Consider the following 20,572-nt stretch of genomic DNA (forward strand, 5'->3'; position numbering starts at 1 on the left):
AGACTGCCTATGGGGAACGGCGCAGAGGGCTCGGACGGGAAGACCGCGGGCGGCTGTGGAGAGGGGGTCCGGTTCCGGGTTCTCGGTCCGTTCGAGATCGTCGGCGCGCGCGGTCCCGTCACGCTCGGGGGGCCGCGGCAGCGTGCCCTCCTCGCCCGGCTGGTGGCCGCGGCCGGGACGGTCGTCTCCACCGACACCCTGATCGAGGACCTGTACCAGGGCAGGCCGCCGATGACCGCGGTGGGCTCGATCCACGTCTACGTGTCGAACCTGCGCCGGGTGCTGGAGCCCTCACGCGCGCCGCGTACGCCGCCCCGGCTGCTGACGGCACGCAGGCCCGGCTATCTCCTCGCCACCACGGACGTCGACGCGCTGCGCTTCGGCGACCTGATCACGGAGGCCGAGCTGCGTCCGCCCGCGGAGGCGCTTCCCCTGCTGGAGGAGGCGCTGCGGCTGTGGCGCGGTGTCCCCTACGGCGAGTTCGCCGACGAGCTGTGGGCCGCCGCCGAGGTCAACCGCCTGGGCGAGCTGCGCCTGAACGCGATCGAGTCCCGCGCCCAGGCGCTGCTGGACGTCGGCCGCCCGCAGCCGGTGATCCACGACCTGGAGCCCGAGACGGCGGCGCACCCGCTGCGGGAGCGGCTGTGGTGGTTGCTCACCCTGGCCCTCTACCGGTCGGGGCGACAGGCCGACGCGCTGGCCACGTTACGCAGGGCGCGGCAGGTCATCGCCGACCAGCTCGGCCTCGATCCCGGGCCCGAGCTGCGGGAACTGGAGAAGGACATCCTCCGGCAGGCACAGTCGATCACCCCTGCGCCCGAACGCGGTCCCGTGCGGCTGTCGCTCGTCCGTCCCGAGGCCGTACCGGCGGGGGCGCGCGGCGGTGAGCAGGCCGCCGAGGGCGCCGGGGCCGGTGAGGTCGTGTCCCCGGAGGCCGTGCACGCCCGGCGCGGGGTGCGGGGGCGGCTGATCGGCCGCGAGCGGGGGCTGGCGGAGTTGAAGGCGCTGCCCGGCTCGATGAACCACAACGGCGTCGTGGTCGCCGCGGTCAGCGGTGAGCCCGGCATCGGCAAGACCCGGTTGTTGCAGGCGTTCCGCGACGACTGCGTGGATCTGGGACATCTGGTGTTGTGGGGCCGCTGCCACGAGGGGGAAGGGGTGCCGCCGCTGTGGCCGTGGCTTCAGGTGTTGCGCGCGCTGGCCGGGACCGTGCCGCCGGCCGAGCGCCAGGCGCTGAGCGGGCTGCTGGACGACGACTGGCCCACCGGCCCGCCCCCGGCGAAGTCGCCCCACCGGAACCAGGCCGTCGCCCGATGGCTCGTCGAGGCCGCGCGGACCCGTCCCCTGGTGATCGTCCTGGACGACCTGCACTGGGCGGACTCCGCCACGCTCGAACTGCTCAGGGACGTCGCCGTGTTGTCCGAGGCGTACGCCGGCGACGCCCCGCTGCTGCTGGTCACCGCCTTCCGCGACGCGGCGCACGACGACAGGACGGTCACTCCCGGTGCCTCCCCCGGCGACGCCTTCAAGCTCTCGGTGGACGAGGTGCTGTACCAGCTCGCCCGTTACGACCTCGTACGCATCCGGCTGAGCGGTCTCGACGCCGCGCAGGTCGGTACGCTCGCCCGGGAGATGGGCGTCCCGGTGGACGGCTCCACGGCCGAGCTGCTGACCCGGCGTACCGGCGGCAACCCGTTCTTCGTGCGCGAGAGCGTCCGGCTGATGGCGCAGGGGCAGGGCCTGGAGGTCGTGCCCGACGCGGTGTCCGATCTGATCCGCTGGCGGCTGGCCATGCTCGGGCCGCGGGCGACGGAGATACTCCAGCTGGCCGCCCTGATCGGCCGGAGCTTCGATCCCGGCCTGGTCGTCGAGGTGTTCCGGGCCTGCTCGTCGTGGCCGGCGCAGACCTACGAGCTGCTCGACTGGGCCGCCCAGGCCGGGCTGATCACCAGCGGGGACGGGGTCATGACCTTCGTCCACGACCTGGTCAGGGAGACGCTGATCGCCGGCGTCCCGCCGCTGCGCAGGGGCGTGCTCCACCGGGGGGTGATGAGGGCCCTGTCGGCCAGGCCGAGCACCGACGTGACCGTCATCGCCCACCACGCCGTGGAGGCGGGGCCGCTGGCGTACCGGGAGACGGCGCACTGGGCCCGCGCGGCGGCCGGGCAGGCGAGCCTGCGCATGGCGCACGAGGAGGCGGCCGCCTGGTGGGGACGGGCCGTCACCGCCCACGGCGCCTGCGACGGCGACCCCGCGCAGCACGTGGAACTCCTGCTGCACCAGGTGCGCGCCCTGCTGGACGCCGGTGACGCGATGGGCGCGCGCGGGCTGCGTGCCCAGGCCCTGCGTGTCGCCCAGCGCGCCGAAGCGGACCCCGCCCTGATCACCCGCGCGCTCACCGCGCTGGACGCGCCCGCCATCTGGACGCTGCGCAACCCGTACGAACCGGTGGAACTGCGGCTGGTCGAGCAGTTCGAGGCCACGCTGCGCGCGCTGCCCGGGACCGACAGCGTCGAGCGCACGCTGCTGCTCGGCGGCCTGGCGCAGGAGCTGTACAACGGCAGCGACGACGACCTCCGCTGTCTGTCCCTGTCGGCCGAGGCCGTCGCGATGGCCCGCAGGATCGCGGACCCGCACCTGCTCATGCGGGCGCTGAACGCGCGCGCGTTGTCCGTGCCGCAGGCGACCCACATCGCCGAGCTCATGGAGATCGCCGAGGAGCTGCACGACCTCGCCGCGCGGACCCGGACGCCGGGCTTCGAACTGCTCGCCCACATGATGGACACCCACTACCGGCTGGAGATGCACGACCTGGCGGGCGCCGACCGGGCGGCCGCCCGCTGCGAGGCGCTGCTCGACGACCTGCAACTGCCGTGGCCGCGCTTCCAGCACACCATGTGGCGGGCCAACCGGCTCACCCTGGCCGGCCGGTTCGCCGAGGCCGACACACTGTACGGCGAAGCCGAACGGCAGGCCAAGCGGATCGGCATGTGGTACGCGGGCGCCGTCGCCGTGAACGGCCGTCTCATGCTGTACTACCAGCGCGGCGCCATGGCCGAGGCCGGCCCGCTCATCGACCTGATCACCGGCATCCACCCCACCGTCGAACACGACGCCCGGGTGCTGGAGCTGTGCGCCCAGGGGCGCGGGAGCCAGGCCGTGGCCCTGGCCGGGCAGGGGTGGCCCGCTCCGCCGATGGACTGGTCGTGGCTGACCATGACCTGCCTCCAGGGCGCGGCCCAGGCCGCCGCCGGCGACGTGGCGGCCTGCTGGACGACGTACGAGAAGCTTCTGCCGTACGCGGGGCGGATCTCCGGGGGGTCGGCGGTGGCCTGCATAGGACCGGTCGATCACTTCCTGGCCGTGCTGGAGTCGGCGCTCGACGCCGCCGGGGCGGGGGCGGGGGCCTGACGGGCCGGGGCCCGTCAGCGTGTTCCGTCGGCGTGTCCCGTCAGCGTGTTCCGTCGGCGTGCCAGCGGCCGACCAGGTCGGCGTACAGGGGTGACCGGTCGATCAGCTCACGGTGGGTGCCGGTCAGCACCGTTGTTCCGTCCATCAGGAGGACCTGGCGCGCTCTGGCGGCCGAGCTGATGCGGTGCGCGATCACCACCAGGGTGCCGGGCCGGGCCGCCAACGCCAGCTCCGCGCGTCGCTCGGCGGCCGGATCGAGATGGCAGCCCGCCTCGTCCAGGATCAGCACGTCGGCGGGCGAGGCGTGGACGCGGGCCAGGGCGACGAGCTGCCGTTCCCCGGCCGACAACGCGGACGGCTCGTCGATCTCCCCGTCCAGGCCGCCCAGCCGCTCGACGAGCGGTCCGGCGCCGACGGCGGCCACGGACGCACGCAGGCGTTCGTCGTCCGGGCTCTCGCCGAGCGGCCACAGGTACGCCACGTTCTCCCGTACCGTCCCGGCGAAGACGTACGCCTCCTGCGGCACCAGCGCGATCCGGTTCCGTACCCAGGCGCCGGGGATCGAGGCCAGGGGTTGTCCGCCGAGCCGCACCCGGCCGCCGGTGGGCGGGAGCAACCCCGTCATCAGCAGGACCAGTGTGGACTTGCCGACGCCGCTGGGCCCGACCACCGCGAGATGCCCGCCTTCGCCGATCGTCAGGTCCAGGTCCCGCACGACCGGCGTGGCCCGCGCGGAATAGGCGAACGTCAGGCGTTCGGCCCGCAGCTCATGACCGACCGGTGCGGCGGCGGCGGCCGGTGCGGCGGCGTGCGCGGGAACCGGGACGGAGACGGTCTCGGCGATCCTCCGGGTGCCGGCCGCGAGCCCGACCCCCCACCCTCCGAGGGTGTCGAGGATCGTGCGCAGCGCCGGTTCCAGGCCGGTGAACAGGTACGTCACCGCCCCCACCACCTCTCCCCCGGTCAACTGGCCCCCCTCGATCAGCGGACGGGACAGCAGGAGCAGGCCCACCAGCGGCGCGTGCGCGCCGAGCAGGACGGCGATCCGCCGTCCCGTGCCCGCCCGGGCGAGCGCGCGGGCCGCCGCGGCCTGCGCGGACACGAGGTCCCGCAACGTGTCCGCGGCCTGGGCCCGCGCCCCGCAGGCGGCGATGTCGCGCAGCCCCGCCACGATGGGCGTGGCCTGCGCGGTCAGCGCCTCCTCGGCGAGCACGAGCGCGCGCTGCCGGGCCGTCAGCGTCGGCATCAGCCTGGCGAACGCGGCCAGCGCCAGCACGAGCGGCCCGAGGGCGACGGCGGCGGCCACCGGTGACAACACGAGCAGCCCCACCAGTGCGGCGATCACCGACACCCCGAGTTCACGGCTGGTACGCAACATCGTGGACACCAGCTTGCGCATGGTCTCGACCTGCCCGGTGAGGCGGCTGAGGGCGGCGGCGTCCGGCGCCTCACCACCCTCGGCCGCGCGGCGGACGGTCGCCCCGGCCACGGCCCGGACCAGTTCGTCCCGCATGGGCTCGATCACCGCGGCGAGATACGGGAACATCAGCCGGGTCGCGAGCGACCTGACGACCATCGTGGCGCCGAGCAGGCCCAGCCAGGCCATGCCGACGCCCGGACGGCCGGCCAGGAATCCGCGGTCCACCGCCGTGGCGACGAGCAGCCCGGTGAGCAGCGCGGGCGCCGCCTCGACGAGCGACCATGCCAGGGCGAGCAGGAGCGGGCGCCGCCGGGCGCGCAACAGGTCCGCCAGGAACCGCCAGGGCCGGTCGGCGTACTGCCGGTCCGGGGTGGCGCCGGTCACCGTGCGGACGTCCATGTGTCCTCCTCGTCCTGTTCCGGGGTGTCGGCGGCCGGGCCGTCGTGCTCGGCGGAGGCGAACAGGGCGCGGTACGCCGGGTCCCGCCAGAGCTCCTGATGGGTGCCGCGGCCGCGTACCCGGCCGGCGTCGAGCCAGATGACCAGGTCGGCCAGGGCGGCCGTGGCCGGGCGGTGCGCGATGACCAGCCGGGTGCGCCCGCGCATGCCCTCGGCCAGGGCGTGGCTCACCCGGGCCTCGGTCGCCGTGTCCAGGCTGGAGGTGGCGTCGTCGAGGACGGTCAGCCGGGCCTGCCGGAGGAACGCCCGTGCCAGTCCGAGCCGCTGCACCTCGCCGCCGGACAGCGGCGCGTCCGCCGCGGGGGTGGCGTACCCGAGGGGCAGGCGGCGGATCACGTCGTCCACGGCCGCGGCCTTCGCGGCGGCGCGCACCGCCTCGGGGGCGACGGCCGGAGCGCCGTAGGAGATCGCCCCGGCGATGTCGCCGCCGAGCAACACCGGGCGTTCGAACGCGTACGCGACGGCGCCGCGCAGCTGCCCGGGATCGACGTCGCGGAGGGGGACACCGTCGAGGAGCACCTGGCCGTCGTCGGGGTCGGTCAACCGGCCGGCCAGCAGCGCGAGCGTCGTCTTGCCCGCGCCGGAGCCGCCGACGACGGCGGTCATGGCCCCGGCGGGTATCTCCAGGTCGATGCCGTCGAGGAGCGGGGTCCGCCCGCGCGTCACCGTCACGCCCCGGAACGAGAGTGTCCCCGGTCCGGGTGGAAGGGGCCGCGCCCCGGCGGCCAGGACGGGCAGGGCGAGAACGTCGTGCACGCGGACCGCCGCCGAGCGGCCGAAGGCCATGCCGAGCAGCGGGTCGATCTGTTCGACGAACACCAGGCCCAGGGCGGTGTAACCGGCCGTGGCGAGGAGCGCGCCCGCCGGCAGCCGGCCCTGCGCGACGCCGAGCCCCGCCACGGCCAGCACGACGACCTCGACGAGCGGCAGGATCAGGGTGATCCGCCATACGCTCCGCGCCTGCGCCCGCCACAGGGCGTGCCCCGCGGCGCTCAGCTCGGGCAGCGGCCGCAGCACACGGGCGATCTCCCGGTCGGCGGTGCCCGCGGCGCGGACCGTCCGGATGCCGGCGAGGGTCTCGGTGAGGCGTGTGGCCAGCCGGCCCTGGGCCCGCTGGTAGTCGCCGTACAGGCCGGAGACCTGGGCGACGAACCCGCGCATGACGACGAGCGCGACGGGGACGCCGCTCAGGAAGGCGACGCCCACCCGCCAGTCGATCGTGAACAGCGCGACCACGCCGCCGGCCGACAGGACGAGCCCGGACACGATCTGCACCAGCGTCGCGGGGACGTAGCCGGTGGTCGCCGTGTTGCCCACGAGCCGGTTGACGAGCTCTCCGGCGGGGAACGTGCCCGCTCCTGCCGCGTCGGTCCGGAGCACGCGGTCGATCGCGCGCAGGCGCAGCAGCCTGGTGGCGGAGGCGACGGACGTGATCCCCGCGATGCCCGAGGCGATGTCGGCGAGCGCGGCGGCCAGGAGCAGGACCGCGAGCTCGGCGTACGCGGCCGTGGAACCCGTGCCGGTGAGGACCGCGTTCACCGCCGTGCCCACCGCCGAGGGCAGGGCGAGGGAGACGGCGATCGAGGCCGCCGCGGCGGCGGCCGTCCCCGCCAGCGGCGCCCACGTGGCCCGGGCCGTCCAGGCGATGAGCCGGTCGCCGTGCCTGTGTCCGGCGTTCATGAGATGTCCCTTCACTCCATCGGGAGCGTTCTCCGGCAGCCGTCGGGGACGGCTCGATGATGTGGGTCGTACGGCGTCGCCGCCGGTGTGTCGGCGCGGTGCCGGCCCCGGGGGGCCGGCACCGCCGTGACGGGTCCTAACGGAAGGTCAGGAACCGGGAGGTCACCTGGTGACGTAGCAGCTGTTGCCCTCGTTCTCGCAGGTGAAGCTGGAGACCTGGCAGGCGGCCAGGCCGGACTCCTCGCGGGCGGGGAGCATGTCCAGCGCGGTGATGTCGAGTTCCATCGGTTTCTCCTTTTTCTCGGTGGGGGCCCGCGGGCGCGGGCCTTCTCGTGCCACCGGTCCGGCACCGGGTGAGGGCGCCGGCCGGCGGGATCATGGGTGCCGCGGGGAGCGGCACTGGAGGAAGGCGACCAGGCGGTCGAGTACGAGGTGGCCGTCCGGTCCGGTCAGCGGGTCGTGCCCCGCGCCGGGCACCTCGACGTACGTGAGCTCGGCCCCGCCGGGACCGGCCCGTGCCAGCCGGTCGCGCAGCCGCCGGGAGTGGCCGACGGGGATGGTCGCGTCCCGTTCTCCGTGGACGACCAGCAGCGGGCCGCGCAGCCGGTCGGCCAGCCGGATCAGGTCGCGCGGCCCGAGGTCGTCGTCCTCGATCTCCGCGCGGCCGCCGAGCCGGTCGAGCATGTTGCGCACCAGCGGGGGCCCGTCGGCGTAGAGCTCCCGCCCGGACAGGAACGGCGCGACGACGGCGGCGCGGGACCACAGGCCCGGTTCCGCGGCGGAGGCGAGCAGCGCGAGGTGTGCGCCGTAGCTCACGCCGTACAACATGGGCGGGGTGGCGTCCGGTCGGCGGGAGTTCGTCAGGGTGCGTCCGAGGTGGAGGACGTCGGCCAGATCCGGTCCGCCCCAGGCGCCGCGGATCGCGTCGCGGTGGACGGGCCCGTACCCGGTGCTGCCGCGCTGGTTGGGAGCGACCACGGCGACGCCTTCGTCGGCCAGCCGCTGGAACAGGGGGTCGTAGGCGAGCCGCCAGGCCGACTCGGGGCCTCCGTGCAGAGCCACCACCACACGTACGGCGGCGGCGGGGTCGCCGTAGACGACGGCCTCGACGGGTCCGGCCGGGCCGTCGAAGCGGCGTGCTCCGGCGTGCGCCCGCCCGGTCCCGCCGCCGTCCGGTCCGGGGACCGTCACCACGTGGGGCGGCAGGCCGGGGGCGGAATGGACCAGCCGCAGCGTGCCCGCGTTCCAGGCGGCCATCGGCAGGATCGTGCCGGTCGCCGGCCCCGCCTCCTGCATGCCGCCCTCCGCCAGGTCGTACAGCAGGGCGTGGGAGCGCACCCCGCTGGTGACCGCCAACGCCAGGCGGCGTCCGGCCGGGTCGACGGCGAGCGGCGTGACGGCGCCCTCGACGGCGTTCAGCTCCTCGGGGAAGGCGGTGGGCGCGTCCGCGTCGCGTCCGCGGATCCCCAGGCGGTGGCCGCCCCGGGTCTCGCGAGCGGTCAGCAGGACGCCTCCTTCGGGGGCGGCGAGCAGCAGGTGCTCGCGCCGTTCCAGGCCGGGGAGCGGGGTCACGGTGCCGTCGGACAGGTCCAGCACGACCGTGCGCGTCCGGGGGCCGGACGGTACGGCCACCGCCAGCAGGCGTCCGGACGCGTCCAGCCAGACGCCCCCGGCCAGCGGGCCCGGCACGTCGGCCACGAGCTCGGGCGGCTCGGCCCGGCCGGACAGCCGCCACACGGCCGTACCGCCCGCCTGGGTCGTACGGAAGGCGAGTGCGGCGGTTCCCGCGCCCCGGCCCGCCACCAGCCTGAGCCCGCCGCCCGGAACGGCGGCCAGGTCGTGGACCGACGAACCCGCGCCGCCCGCCGGGTCCGGGACGACCAGGAGCAGCCGGTGCGTCCCTCCGGTTCCGGCCCGGCTCAGCAGGATGGCGCCGTCGTCCGTCGGGACCGCGGTGCTCGCCGGACTCTCGCCGTCCCAGAGACGCAGGACGCGGGAGCGGGGACGCGCGCCGGTCAGGTCCCACAACTCCGGAGCCAGGGGGCGGCGGCCCTCGGCGGTGAGACACACGGCGTACCGTCCCAGGCCGGAGAACCGGAAGCTCAGCCGGAGCATCGTCCCGGCCACCGTGCCCGTCACCGCGCTCATGACGCCGCCGATGCGGGCACACGCGCCGGGACGTCGGCCGTCCAGGTACGGGGGCCGCCGTGACGCAGCCGCAGCAGGAAGTCCAGTACGCCCGCCAGACCGGTGTTCCAGCCGAAGCTCACCGTGCCGCCGTTCTCGTCCGGCACCACCAGCAGCCCGTCCCGCAACACCGCCCGCGCCTCCAGGCAGGCGGCCAGTTCCGCGGCGTGGGCGCGGTAGTCGCCGTCGCCGAGCAGGTCGGCCATGTCCAGCAGGAACTGCCCGTCGCCGGCCAGGCCGTGGCAGGCGGCGGTCCCCGAGGACAGCCGGGAGGAGCGGACGGCGACCGCGGCGGCCTTCGCGGCCTCCAGGAACGCGGGCTCGCCGGTGGCGGAGTGGAGCCGGACGAGGAAGGTGCCGACCCCGGAGGAGCCGCTGCACCAGTGCGCCATCCGGACCGCGCCGCCGGGGAACTCCGGCCACCAGGCCGCCGCGCCCGCTTGCTGGGCGGCGGCCAGCAGCGTGTGCCCGGCGAGCAGGGCCGTCTCCAGGTACTCGTCGTGTCCCGGAGCGGCGGCGGAGAGCAGGAAGGTCCCGATGCCCGCGACGCCGTGGGCGAAGCCGTAGTGGACGGCGCCGGCCAGTGCCGACGGGAAACGTTCGGGGATGGGCCACAACACGGTGCCGGGAGTACGCTCTGCGCCCGCCACGAGGGCGTCGGCGCACCGCTCCGCCCGCGCCCGGAAGCGTTCCTCGCCCGTGGCCCGCCAGAAGTGCAGCAGGGCCAGGCCCGTACCGGCCAGGCCGTGGCAGACGTCGGGGTTCGGCCATGACCTCGGCAGGTTCAGCGCGAGGTCGGTGCCCGCCTTGAGCAGCACGTCGTCGCCGAGGGCGCGGCCGGCCTCGTACAGTCCCCAGGCGATGCCGGCCCGGCCGAAGTAGAGACCGGGCGAGGGCCTGGCCTCGCTCTCCAGCCGCCGGAGCGTCCAGGCCGCGGCGTCGCGCAGCGCGGCTTCGACGTCGTCCCGTCCGTCCTCGCGGGTGGCCAGGACCGACGCCAGCAGCGCGAGCACACCGGCCGAGCCGTACTGCACGGCGCAGGGGTCGGCGGTCTCGCCGAACCCGGACACGGGCCACAGGCGCCGGGCCTCGGGGTCGCGGTCCATCGACCGAAGCGTGTGCACGATCCCGTCACCGAGCAGACGCTCCTGGTCCGCGACGACCAGGCGACGCACGACACCGCCATCCGTCAGAGGCCGGGGCGTGGTGGCCAGGTCGTCGAGGAAGGTGGCGACGCGCGGAAGGTCCCAGCGTCGGGCCGGGTCCTCGTACATCAGGCCGAGGATCATCGGCTGCAGCGCCAGGGCCACGGCGTCGCCCTCGCTCGCCACCTCGACCAGCCGCCGCACCCGGGCGTCCCACGAGCGGCTCGCGGGCGGTTCGTCGGAGCCGAGCAGCGGCCGGCACTCCGTGGCCAGGTGGAGCACCGTCGCGCCCAGGGCGTACAGGTCCGCCTCGGTCCCCGCGGCCGGACCGTACATGGGCCCGCGTACCTGCTCGGGCGGCGCGTACCCGGCGGTGTACGCCTTGGTGACCGGGGTGCCGGGAACGGCGGCCATCTCCAGGTCGACCAGCCGGCAGGAGCCGTCCGGCCCGACGATGACGTTGTTCGGCGTCAGGTCCCGCAACACGAAGCCCCGCTCGTGCACGGCGCCGACCAGGCCGGCCAGCGCGCGCACCGCGGTCAGCGCCGCGTCCTGCCACCCGTCCGGGTCGGCGGCCTTCGCCTCCCCCGCCCAGTCGGTCAGTACGGTGCCCTCAAGGTGCTCCTGCGCCAGGAACAGGTTGTCCCCCTGCGTGAACAGGCTGACCTTGCGACTAGTGACACCGACCGGCCCGAGCAGATCCAGCATGTACGCCTCGTGGCGGAGCCGGTCACGTTCGTCCTGGCCCTGGAGGGTGGCGCTGATGTGCGGACGCGCCTGCTTGATCACGACCTGGGCGCCGGACAGCCGGTCCTCCGCCAGGAACACCCCGCCCTTGGCGCCGTGCCGGATCGCCTGCCGCACCACGAACCGGCCGTCCAGCACGACGGCCTCCGGCGCGGTGGTCCGTACCGGGGCCTGACCCGACTCGAACGGGCAGACGGCCCATTCCGGCGGGGAGTACCAGGCGTTGCGCCGGTCCACCACGCCGGTGCCGTCGGGGGCGGTCAGCGGCGAACTGTAGAGCCCGTCGTTGTCGAGCACGCTCCGCGCGGAGAACACGCCGTAGCGGTAGTGCACCAGGCTGCCCGGCCGGTAGGCCCGGTCGGACAGGACGGGCGGGCCCGGCAGGCCGTACGTGGCCCGGTGCAGGTCCTCCGCGATCGCCGTCGCCGCCTCGTCGTCCGGGGGATAGACGGTGATGAACTTCCCGACCGACCCCCGCTGGACGTTCCTGGACAACAGACCGGTCAGCTCGTCGAACGTGGCCGCGAACTTGAACGGGCACCGACGCCGCACCAGCACCTCCGCCGCCCGCGCCAGCACGACGGGAGCCGACAGCGGCGTCGCCGAGACGTGCAGCTTCCATCCCTGGTCCCGCGCCCCGGCGTCCTGCGGGGCCACGTACGTCCACGGTGCGCGGTGGCGAACGTCCCACCCGTCCCCGGCGAACCTCTGCAGAACGGCCCTGACCAGGTCCTCCAGTACGTGGAGATCCGCGCTCACACGCTCGTCCACGCCTGTCGTGCTCGTACTCACGCCACAACCTCACGCTTGATCGAACTCAGGACGTTCCCGATGGCCGCCGGTGAACAGCGAACAGGGGCGCGCTCATGGCTCACTGATGGCCTCTTAAGGCGCTCGGCCGAGGGCTACCGGCCGGCTGGAAGGCGGATCATGCGCGGCTCCGTCCCGCGGACGTACGAGGGACGGAGCCGTCCGTGCGTCAGTAGAAGAGACTGAGGGCGAAGCGCGAGCCGGACAGCTCGCACTTGAAGTCCTGGACGATGCCACCACTGGTCAGGGCGGTGAAACCGGCCCGGGTGCACTGATCGCGGTATTGGTAGTACCCCGCCACGTGCCACGACCCTGCCGCCTGCTGCGCGGACGCGGGCACGGCAGAGCCGGCAACGGCGCCAAGAGCGAGCCCACCGGCGACGAGGGCGGCTGTGGTCAGACGTCGAAGTCTCATGTTTCCTCTTCTCCTCAAGGAATGGCGATCGCGCGCCAGGCACGCGACAACGTTCAGCCGCCAAGATGTGCCACAAGACTTGGGAACCACTTAGGAGCCGCCCTTAAGACGCCGCGACCTCCTTAACCCCACCTTTCAGAACGCACACAACCGACAGGTCACCACGCCGGTCATCAGGCCTCCCGAGGCTGCGGTCCCTCAGGGAGCCCAGCGACGAAGACCCCCGTCCCGCACCAAAGGGGCGTCGTCGAGCCGTCGTGGAAGACAAGCGGTCGTGCCGCGATTGCGACGGCGCCCCCACAGCCCTATCGTCACGGCCCATGAAACGCTTATCGATCATCCTGCTCGCCTGCGCCGCCGTCCTGCCCGTGGGCGGTACGGCCAACGCGGCGGCATATCCGGTCAAGAACGCCAAGCTGACCGCCAACCCGCTCTACGACACGGGCACGCTCCCCACCGTCGACTGCGCCGAGCCCCCGGTCAGGCGCGGCGACCGCAAACTGGCCCGCGCCTACCTCGACTCGGTGATCGGCTGCCTGGAATCCGCCTGGCAGTGGCACCTCGACAAGGCGAGCCTGCCCTACAGCAAGATCAAGGTCCGGCACCTGGCCAAGATCCCCAAGAACTACTGCGGCTTCGACATCCCCAAGGACGACTCCCAGGCCCAGTACTGCCCCAAGACCCGCACGCTCGTCTTCCAGATCGGCAAGAACTGGCTGGACGACCCCACCGATCTGTGGCTGTTCGACACCGCCGCCGCCATGTACGCCATGCACGTCCAGAAGCTCACCGGCATCTACGACGCCTACCTGGCGGCCCCCCACCGCAGCGCGGCCGAACAGAACGAGCAGGAACGACGGCAGAGCCTCCAAGCCGAGTGCCTGGGCGGCGCCTTCGTCAAGAGCGCCTGGCCGATGACGGACCGCACCGACAAGGACTGGACCTACTTCCTGAGCCTCGTCCAGGGCGACGGCCCCCACGACAAGCGCACCATCGGCAGCACCGCGTCACTCAAGAAGTGGATCAGCCGCGGCTTCGCCACCGGCGACCCGGCCTCCTGCAACACCTGGACAGCCCCTTCCTCCGCAGTCGCCTGACCCATCCCCAAGGCCCGGGGAACGCCGCCAACCACCGCGCTTCCCCGGACCGGCCCCGTCGTGACCACGCCGTCCCGCAGGCCCCGCCACTGCGCACGGCATTGTCAGGCCTTCTAGCATGTGAGCGGATGAGGACAACTGCCGGGGAGTGGCCATGCAGATAGCGGTCGTCACCTTTGACGGGTTCAACGAGCTGGACAGCTTCATCGCATCCGGCCTGATCAATCGTGCTCGCATGCAAGGTCAGGACGTGACCGCGTACATCACCTCGCCGACACCCACGGTGACCTCGATGAACGGTGTGGAGGTGACCAGCCAGCGACCGCTGGAGTTCGTCTCCGAAGCCGACGTGGTCCTCCTCGGGAGCGGCATCAAGACACGTGATGTCGTGGCCGACGACACGCTGCTGGAGCGTCTGCCGCTCGACCCATCGCGGCAGCTGATCGGCTCGCAGTGCTCCGGTGCTCTGGTGCTCGCGCGCCTCGGCCTGCTCGCCGGACGGCCGGCCTGCACGGACACCATCACGCGGCCTTGGCTTGAGGAGCGCGGGGTGACGGTGCTGGATGCGCCGTTCCACGCGGAGGGCGCGATCGCGACCGCGGGTGGCTGCCTGGCATCGGTTTACCTGGCGGCGTGGGCGCTGCTGCACACGGCCGGTGAGAGGGCCGCTTGGGCCGCGATCGAGTATGCGGCGCCCGTGGGTGAGAAAGAGGAGGTCGTACGGCGGGTCATGTCCACCGTAGGTGTGCGGACGGCGGCACTGCGCTGACGTGAGCTGCCCACCGACGCCGGGCTTGCTCGGCCGTACCCAGTGACGGGTCAGCACGCGAGCACGTCCGGGAAGCCGAACGCCGCGACCAGCGCGGGATCGTGGAACTTGACCACGCGGACGACGCCGCCGGTGGTGGGGGCCAGCACCACGACGCCGTCGGCTCGGAGCGTGCCGTCCACATCCTTGTGGTACACCACGGCGGCGGGCTGGCCGTTGGCGGTGGTCGCGATCATCCGCCAGTCGCCCGGCGCTCCCAGCACGTACGCGTCGAGGACGTGCATGCACATCGCCCGGCCCGCCTGCCAGTCGCGGAACGGCGTCGCCTCCAGCGTGGCGTCCACGCGCAGCACCTGTTCCAGCAGGCGGGCATCGGAGCGCTCGAAGGCCGCGACATAGCCGTCGAGCAGCGCGCGGGCTCGTTGGTCGGTCGGTTCGAGCAGTTCCCCCTGCTCCGGCGTCAATTCGTCCAGGCGGGCACGGGCGCGCTGCAGACCACTCTTGACCGCCGCCGTGGTGGTGCCGAGGATCTCCGCGGTCTCGGCCGCCGAGAAGGCCAGCACCTCGCGCAGGATGAGGATCGCACGCTGGCGGGCGGGCAGGTACTGCAGGCCGGCGATGAGCGCCAGCCGCAGCGACTCGCGTTCGATCACCACTGCGGCCGGATCGTCGGCGGGCGGGGCGATCCATACGTCGGGCAGCGGCTCCAGCCACGAGACCTCGCCCGGCGCGACGGGGCTCGGCGGACGATCGGAGCCGTCGTACGGACCTGTCAGACCTGAGGGCAGCACCCGGATCGGGCGCGGCCGCAACGCTGTCAGACAGACATTGGTGGCGATCTTGTAGAGCCAGGACCGAATCGACGCCCGGCCCTCGAACCCGGAGTAGGACCGCCACGCCCGCAGATAGCTCTCCTGCACCAGGTCCTCGGCGTCGTGCGCCGAGCCGACCATGCGGTAGCAGTGCGCCAACAGCTCCCGGCGGAACCGCTCGGTCTCGGCGGTGAACCGGTCTTGATCGGGTGCCGCCCGCAGATGCGCCGTCACGCCGCGAGCCCGGCCCCGCGAGTGACGTTCGACGGGGTGTCGTACTTCACGATGAACCGCGCCATTCGCTCAGCGGCCGGGGCCACGGTTGCGGGCATCTGTCCGACTCCTGTCATCGGGACCTCCGGTGTGCGTCGTACGAGGCGGCCTGCTCAGGGCAGCAGGGCCAGCTTGCCGACGGTGGCCCTGGCTTCCAGCTCCGTCAGCGCCTTCGGGCCGTCGGCCAGTTCGTACGTGGTGGGCCGGCCGGGGGCGAGCACGCCGGCCGCGATGAGCGCGGACAGCTCACCCATGACCTCGCCGAAGATCTGCGGCGCGGCCTGGATCAGCACGCCGAGGTTGAGGCCGATGACGTGGACCTGGTGCTTGTACACCAGCTCCCAGTTGGTGATCGGGGCCTCGCCGCCCGCCAGACCGTAGACGACGACCCGGCCGGTGACTCGCCTGGCCGCGGCCAGACCGGCGGTGAACGTGGCACCGCCGGCCGACTCCAGGACCACATCGACGCCGTACCCGCCGGTCAGCTCCGCCACCTCGGCGGCGAGGTCGCCGCCGCGGGAGTCCAGGACGTGGTCGGCTCCCAGCGCCAGTACGGTCTCGTGCTTGTCCGGCGAGGCGGTGGCGATGACCGTCGCGCCGTAGTGCTTGGCCATTCTCACCGCAGCCTGGCCGGTCCCGCCCGCCGCGGCTTGGATCAGCACAACGTGCCCGGCGGCGATGCCGCCCAGAGGCTTGAGCGCGGCCAGCGCGGTGGGCCAGTTCACGACCAGGCCCAGCGCCTGCTGTTCCGTCCAGCCCGAAGGCACCGGTACTGCCGCGGCCGCGGGCAGGACCGCGTACTCGGCGAAGGCGCCGTCGGCGACGCCGACGACGCGGGCCCCCGGTCGCGGGCCGGTCACCGCCTCGCCCACCGCGACGACCTCCCCCGCGGCCTCGAAACCCGCCAGGTACGGTGGCCGCGGACCGCCTGCGAACGTGCCGTGGGCCTTCGAGACGTCGGCGAAGTTGACCCCGGCGGCGGTGACGCGGATCAGGACCTCGCCCTGGCCGGGGCTCGGCACCGGCGCGTCGGTGATCAGGCGCATGTCCTGCGGGCCGTTGAGGGAAGTCTGCCGCAGCGCGCGCATGGTCGCCGGGATGCTCATCGGCGGTCCTTTCTCTTTGGCGTACGTGAGAGAGACCGACCGGCTCGTTGCGCGAACCGCGCCTCCCATCATGTAGACCACGGCCACCACCCAAAGGAATCGCCTGCTCCCGAACCGCACGGGCCGGGGCCGGCGCGCAGGTTCCACCGCCCGGACACGAACCCACCGCTGCACGCCGCCCCTACCGTGAACTTCCTGGCCGGCCGTCCCCTTGAGATGCGCGGGCGGACCCCCGCGATCGACGGTTGTCGGCTATCGCCCGGTGTGCCGGAGAATCGCGGCGGAGATAGGAGGAATCACCGGCGGCGGGAACCCGTGCCCCATTCCCTCGATGGGCAGGAACTCACTGCCGGGAATCGCGGCCGCCAGGGCCTCGCCATGGGCGAAGGGCGCCATGGGATCGTCCGACCCGTGAATCACCAGAGTCGGAGCGGTGATCGAGCCGACAAGCCCGGAACGGTCGCGGGAGGCGAAGGCCGCGAGGATGTGGTTCTTCGAGGCGTGGCCCGCATCGGTGGCGTTCTCGATCTCCCGCTCGATGATCGCGCGCGTGGCCACCTCGTCGAACGCCGTCAACTGTCCGGCGAGAATGCGAGCCAGCTTGAGATGCGACTCGACGTGCTCCTCCCGGGTGCTGGGCGGATTGGCGATCTGTTCGGCGTCCCAGGCGGCCAGCCGTGGATCGCGTACCGTGCCCCGGAAGGTGTTGGTCGCGGGGTCGAGGGGCTCGGCGCTCGACATGATGATCGTCAGACTGCGCAGCCGGTCAGCGTGTTCGAGCGCGATCTCCTGGGCGATCATGCCGCCCATCGACGCGCCGACCACGTCCGCCGTGGCTATGCCCAATCCGTCGAGCAGGCCGACCGCGTCCTGGGCGAGCTCGATCATCGTGTACGGGTTGGCCTCGTAGTCGACACAGCCCGACAGCCCGGTGTCCCGGTTGTCGTAGCGGATGACGTACCGGCCTGCCTCCTGGAGAAGCCGGCAGAGCTCATCGGGCCAGGTGGCGCCTCGGGCGCCGAGCCCCATCACGAGCAGCAGCGCGGGATCGGCCGGATCACCGAACGTCTCGCACCACAGACGGATCCCGTTGGCCTCGACTATGCGTTCCATCATGTCCTCCCACAAGACTCTCCTACGGCAAAAAGTATATACACGTTAACTTTTTACTTGATCCAGAGCCGTCACGATCCAGCCGGCACATGCAGGACGGCGAGCATCTGGGCCCGCAGGTGCGCGCTCAGCGCTCGGATGTCATCGCTCAGCCGGGCGGCGAGCACCGCCGTCACCATCCCCATGACGGAGGTGACGGCGATCCGCGCCGCGAGGTCCGACAGCTCCGGCCGTACCTCGATCAGCAGCCCGACCCACTCCTCACGTATCTGCCGCATCTGGCGATTGAGCCGCCGCCGATCCTGCTCCGGCAACCAGAGCAGCTCGGCCTGCATGATCAGCGTCAGACTCCGGTTCTCGACGGAAGACCGGGAGAACCAGTCCACCAGGGCGATCAGCGCCTCCCGCGGATCCCGGTCCCGGTCGGCCAGCGCGGCTTGCGTCCCCTCCTGAAGGCGTTCCAGCGACAACTCGATCAGGGCGAGGAGGATGGCCTGCTTGCCGGGGAAGTGCCGGTAGACCGCGGGCCCGGAGATGCCCACCACGGCCCCGATGTCGTCGATCCCGGTGTCGGCGTAACCTCGCTCCACGAAGAGCCGGGCAGCCTGCAGCAGGATGACGCGCTTGCGCACCCCATGTTTGCGCCCCTGCGAGATGAGGGATTCCAGCTCGTCGGACTCGGCCACGTACACACCTCTCTGAGAAACGGGAACTACGGTTAACATATTGGATAAGGCCCGGCCAGGCACGCCGCGGAGGGCACCCCGTCAGCGCCGACCACCAGCGCCGCCAACGGATGCGCCAATGCACCTACTACGAGCGGTTCGACGACGCCGGCATGTGGGCCCCGAAGGAACGCGGGACGGTGCCGACCGCGGTCGCGCCCTCTCCTCCAGATTCACGCGAGGCCCTGGGGATGATGGAAGAGGTCGTGCGGGTCGTAGCGGGCCTTGACCGCGCGAAGCCGGTGCAGGTGTTCGCCGTAGTAGGCGCGCGCCCAGTCCGGCCGACGCGGCGAGATGTTGTTCTGGTACGACTGCCCGGATGCCCAAGGTCGCAGTTCCTGCCACAAGGAGACGATCCGGTTCCTGGCCTCGATGACGCGGCCGACGCCTGCCGTGGGTGAGACCTCGTTCCAGAACCACATCGCGAAGGGGCAGCCGCGGTGAGCCCACGCCGTGGTGGGGTCCTTGCCCAGAGCGCCACCTTGACGTTCGAGGATCAGGATGGTGTCGGCGCGGCCGGTGAGCCGCCGCGCGAGCAGTGACACGCCGTCCGGCGGCAGCGGCGCCGAGAGCAGATGGTCTTCCTGAAAGGTGTAGACCGGCGCCCGCGAGGCGTCACCGTCAGCCCGCAGCACCTCCCAGAGATACGTGATCGCCTCCGGATAGCCGGACGTGTACGAACCACCGGCAACAGGCTCGCCGAGCGCGGCCACGAGCCGGGCGACGAGCGGGTCGCCCGCCCGAGGTGATCCACACCACCAGGCGATGACCAAGGTCCCGGGTACGCCGCCACGCACGCAGAGCTGGGTGCTCATCGCGTCGGACAGGGTCAGGGACCAGCGCTGCCAGGCGGCGACGGTCTCGGCCACGCGGTCACCGGGCCAGTTGAGCACGAACGTCCGCAGCTCGACGGCGGGGTGGATGTCGAAGGTCAGGGACGTGACGACGCCGAAGGCCCCCGCGCCCGCGCCACGCAGCGCGAAGTACAGATCAGGGTGGACGGAGGGGCCGCAGGTGACGGCACTGCCGTCGGCCAGGACGACGTCGGCCTCCCGCAGGTTGTCCATGGTCAGGCCGTACGCGCGGCCGACCATCCCGATGCCTCCGCCCAGCGTCAGCCCGGCGATGCCGACCTCAGGACATACGCCGACCGGCAGGAGCCTGCCGTGTTCGGCGAGGACCCGGGCGACCTGCCCGCTCCTGCTGCCCGCGCCGATCCGGGCCGTGGCTCCGTCGACGGTGATCGTGTTCAGCGGGGAGACGTCGATGACCAGGCCGGGACCGGTGGAGTAACCAGCGAAGCTGTGGCCACCCGAGCGGGGATGGGGGGTGAGACGGTGGTGGCGGGCGAAGTCGACCGCGAGACGAACGTCGTCGGCCGTCGAGCAGCGCGCGACGGCACGTGGTCGCACCTGGTCGAATCGAGGGTCGGCGATCCCCCGGGCCGTCGCGTAGCCGGGATCGCCGGGAAGGACGACCTCGCCGCGCATCCGCCGGCGCAGGGCCGCCCAGTCCGCCGCGGCCACAGCGAGCCTCATCGCAACTCCTCGGGACGCAATTCTTGCACCCAAAGTAACTAGATGATAACTCTAAGTAAAGGACGCGGATAAACTGCCCTAGATTCCCCCCACCCGGCCGAGCGCCCCGGTTGGAAGCGGCGCGGACGGCGACCGGGCGTCATGATCTAGCCGAAGGATGTGGAGCCCATGTCCCCCGAATCCCCCACCGTCGGTCGCGCCGCGGACGATCCCGGCGCCGGTACGGCGGCCTTCCCGTCACAGGTCCGCCGGCAGGCCGATCCGCCTGAGCTGGTGGTCCAGGACCGCCGCCGCCTGCGCGACGTCCAGTTCTCCGATCAGCACCCCGTCGGCCAGGCCGCGCGCGAGCCCGAGGAGCACGTGAGCCTCGGCGCCGGCCTCGACGCCTGGTTCCGAGGCCGTGGCGGCCACGAGCGCGGCGAGCTCACGATGGACCGTGTCGCCGCCCGCCCGGTACAGCTCGCGTACGTCAGGGTCGGCGACGGCGGTGGCCAGGAACGCGTGTCCGGCGAGCAGGAGCACGGGAGCGCGCGCGCCCAGCTCGACGACGGCGAGCAGTGTGCGCCGCAGTGTGTCGGCCGGGCCGGCGGCGTCCAGCAGCGCCGCGCGGACATGGCGTTCGATCTCCTGCCTGAGCAGGTACGCGCTCGCGCGCAGCAGGTCGGCCTTCGCCGGGAAATAGTGTTGCACGAGCCCCTTGGAGACGCCGGCCTCCTGGGCCACCCGCCCGATGCTCACACCGGCCAGGCCCTCCCGGGCGCCCAGCCTGAGGGCGGCGTGGGCGATCTCGGCCCGCCGCGCCGCGTGGTCCACCTGTTTCGGCACGGCCCGGACTCCCCTCTTTGCGATACGAGTGTATCGTGACA

15 protein-coding genes are annotated in these 20,572 nt (G+C 72.9%); 3 read left to right on the forward strand and 12 right to left on the reverse strand.

The window, feature by feature from the left end; translation table 11 throughout:
* Positions 1-9: 9 nt before the first annotated feature.
* On the forward strand, positions 10-3,411 hold the full coding sequence (locus IEZ27_RS41150; protein WP_189652208.1) for a BTAD domain-containing putative transcriptional regulator: 3,402 nt from the start codon (positions 10-12) through the stop codon (positions 3,409-3,411).
* A 40-nt stretch (positions 3,412-3,451) separates the two neighbouring features.
* Here IEZ27_RS41150 and IEZ27_RS41155 read toward each other — a convergent pair whose 3' ends face one another.
* The 6 genes from IEZ27_RS41155 to IEZ27_RS41180 all read right to left on the reverse strand — a co-directional run bounded on the left by IEZ27_RS41155 (position 3,452) and on the right by IEZ27_RS41180 (position 12,273).
* On the reverse strand, positions 3,452-5,230 hold the full coding sequence (locus IEZ27_RS41155) for an ATP-binding cassette domain-containing protein (RefSeq protein ID WP_189652209.1): 1,779 nt from the start codon (positions 5,228-5,230) through the stop codon (positions 3,452-3,454).
* Positions 5,212-6,969: an ABC transporter ATP-binding protein gene (locus tag IEZ27_RS41160; RefSeq protein WP_189652210.1), complete on the reverse strand. Its 1,758-nt coding sequence runs from the start codon at positions 6,967-6,969 to the stop codon at positions 5,212-5,214. The genes IEZ27_RS41155 and IEZ27_RS41160 overlap by 19 nt, the downstream gene beginning before the upstream one ends.
* Positions 6,970-7,131: 162 nt before the next feature.
* Positions 7,132-7,254: an ALQxL family class IV lanthipeptide gene (locus IEZ27_RS41165; protein ID WP_189652211.1), complete on the reverse strand. Its 123-nt coding sequence runs from the start codon at positions 7,252-7,254 to the stop codon at positions 7,132-7,134.
* A 90-nt stretch (positions 7,255-7,344) separates the two neighbouring features.
* Entirely contained in the window at positions 7,345-9,117 is a 1,773-nt protein-coding gene (locus tag IEZ27_RS41170) for an alpha/beta hydrolase family protein (protein ID WP_189652212.1), read from the reverse strand.
* Positions 9,114-11,840 (reverse strand): class IV lanthionine synthetase LanL, encoded by a 2,727-nt coding sequence (gene lanL / locus IEZ27_RS41175; protein WP_189652213.1) that lies wholly within the window; start codon positions 11,838-11,840, stop codon positions 9,114-9,116. The genes IEZ27_RS41170 and lanL overlap by 4 nt, the downstream gene beginning before the upstream one ends.
* Positions 11,841-12,027: 187 nt before the next feature.
* On the reverse strand, positions 12,028-12,273 hold the full coding sequence (locus tag IEZ27_RS41180; RefSeq protein WP_125645929.1) for a hypothetical protein: 246 nt from the start codon (positions 12,271-12,273) through the stop codon (positions 12,028-12,030).
* A 320-nt stretch (positions 12,274-12,593) separates the two neighbouring features.
* Between IEZ27_RS41180 and IEZ27_RS41185 the strand changes: the two genes are divergently transcribed.
* The gene (locus tag IEZ27_RS41185; protein WP_189652214.1) at positions 12,594-13,370 is read left to right on the forward strand and encodes a neutral zinc metallopeptidase; all 777 of its coding nucleotides are present in this window, start codon (positions 12,594-12,596) and stop codon (positions 13,368-13,370) included.
* A gap of 154 nt (positions 13,371-13,524) precedes the next feature.
* Entirely contained in the window at positions 13,525-14,139 is a 615-nt protein-coding gene (locus tag IEZ27_RS41190) for a DJ-1/PfpI family protein (RefSeq protein ID WP_189652215.1), read from the forward strand.
* A 50-nt stretch (positions 14,140-14,189) separates the two neighbouring features.
* On the opposite strand, the gene IEZ27_RS41195 is transcribed toward IEZ27_RS41190, so the two are convergent.
* The 6 genes from IEZ27_RS41195 to IEZ27_RS41220 form a co-directional block, all read right to left on the reverse strand.
* Positions 14,190-15,185, reverse strand: coding sequence for an RNA polymerase subunit sigma-70 (locus IEZ27_RS41195; protein ID WP_189652216.1), 996 nt, complete (start codon positions 15,183-15,185; stop codon positions 14,190-14,192).
* Between the two features lie 152 nt (positions 15,186-15,337).
* The gene (locus IEZ27_RS41200; protein ID WP_189652217.1) at positions 15,338-16,330 is read right to left on the reverse strand and encodes a zinc-binding dehydrogenase; all 993 of its coding nucleotides are present in this window, start codon (positions 16,328-16,330) and stop codon (positions 15,338-15,340) included.
* 252 nt (positions 16,331-16,582) lie between these two features.
* Positions 16,583-17,458, reverse strand: coding sequence for an alpha/beta fold hydrolase (locus IEZ27_RS41205; RefSeq protein WP_189652218.1), 876 nt, complete (start codon positions 17,456-17,458; stop codon positions 16,583-16,585).
* Positions 17,459-17,514: 56 nt separating this feature from the next.
* Positions 17,515-18,129 carry a TetR/AcrR family transcriptional regulator gene (locus IEZ27_RS41210; protein WP_189652219.1) on the reverse strand — a complete coding sequence of 205 codons (615 nt, stop codon included), beginning with the start codon at positions 18,127-18,129 and terminating at the stop codon, positions 17,515-17,517.
* A 212-nt stretch (positions 18,130-18,341) separates the two neighbouring features.
* Positions 18,342-19,706 (reverse strand): FAD-binding oxidoreductase, encoded by a 1,365-nt coding sequence (locus IEZ27_RS41215; protein WP_189652220.1) that lies wholly within the window; start codon positions 19,704-19,706, stop codon positions 18,342-18,344.
* Positions 19,707-19,943: 237 nt separating this feature from the next.
* Complete coding sequence (locus IEZ27_RS41220; RefSeq protein ID WP_189652221.1) at positions 19,944-20,531, reverse strand: TetR/AcrR family transcriptional regulator; 588 nt, start codon at positions 20,529-20,531, stop codon at positions 19,944-19,946.
* Positions 20,532-20,572 lie beyond the last annotated feature (41 nt).

The organism is Nonomuraea spiralis (assembly GCF_014648435.1).
GTDB classification, from domain to species: domain Bacteria; phylum Actinomycetota; class Actinomycetes; order Streptosporangiales; family Streptosporangiaceae; genus Nonomuraea; species Nonomuraea spiralis.